1 pseudogene is annotated in these 1,175 nt (G+C 55.4%); it reads left to right on the top strand.

Annotation, left to right across the window (positions count from 1 at the left end):
* The first annotated feature begins 233 nt into the window (after window positions 1-233).
* Window positions 234-1,018, top strand: a pseudogene (locus MRBLMR1_RS26940) (IS5 family transposase).
* Window positions 1,019-1,175 lie beyond the last annotated feature (157 nt).

Here is a 1,175-nt window from a genome sequence, read left to right as displayed (position 1 = left end):
ATGGTGTAATTGGGAGTTCGACGGAGCCGTACTCTCAAGCATCGAATCAATGAATTTTGCCAATGTTAGATTCCGGCACCACGAGTCCTCCGGACGCCCAGGAAGTTCTGCAACGCGACGAATACCATCCGGAAGCTTTTCATCGGGTGGTGGGCGCCAGCTAGGCCGTGTTGACAAAGTGGATTCCCAAATCGGTCGAGGCATGATTCAAGACTGCTTTTCAGGAGGCAGTTTTGGCACGAGGCGATCTAAGCGATGCGGAGTGGCATATAGTCGAGCCGTTTCTCCCCAGCGAAAGAGGACGTAAATCCCGTCCGGCCCATGACAATCGGCGCTATCTGAATGGCATGTTGCATGTCCTGCGCGTTGGCTGCCCATGGCGCGACTTGCACGAACGCTATGGCAAATGGAATTCCGTTTACGTTCGTTTTCGCCGGTGGGCAGAGCAAGGCATATGGGACGCATTGCTTGAGACCCTTGTGGAGCTTGGCTTGACCGACAACTGGCAGCGTATGATCGACAGCACGATCATCCGGGGCCATTCTCAGGCTGCTGGCGCAAAAGGGGGACTGATAAGGAGGCTTTTGGTCGATCACGCGGCGGCTTTACGACAAAAATCCATGCCCGCGCAGACGGTCAAGGCCGCCCTCTTGGCTTTGTCCTAACAGGCGGCGAGGTTTCTGATTACAAGGCAGTCCCTCAACTTCTTGCAATTCCCGTCACTCGTCCGCGAAAGATGCTTGCGGATAAAGGATATGATGCGGATGCCGTCCGAGAAGAGCTTCTCCTGCACGGCACGCGTCCCGTAATCCCACCGCGCTCCACGCGAAAGCATCCGCCATCTTGCGATTACATCGCCTATAAAGACCGGAACCGCATCGAACGGATGTTTAACAAGCTCAAACAGTTCAGGCGGATCGCAACACGTTACGATAAAACGATGGCTTCGTTTGCGGGCTTCCTCGCTCTTGCCTCAGTCAAAATATGGTTGCCCTTCATGTGCGCGAGGCCCTTTTAGGGCGCTCCTTCTCCGCTCCCCAGAAGGCGAGCCGATCGTGTCCCATGGAGTGGTGTAGCTGGATTTCATAGCCATCGGTGATTTCCGGTAGGGTCGGGTTGCTTAGAGCCAACCTGAGGGACACCACCGATGACCGACGACATGATGAACCTGCGCT

This window comes from Neorhizobium sp. LMR1-1-1.1, from assembly GCF_040675795.1.
GTDB classification, from domain to species: domain Bacteria; phylum Pseudomonadota; class Alphaproteobacteria; order Rhizobiales; family Rhizobiaceae; genus Neorhizobium; species Neorhizobium cellulosilyticum.
This window is presented reverse-complemented; position numbering and strand designations above follow the sequence as displayed.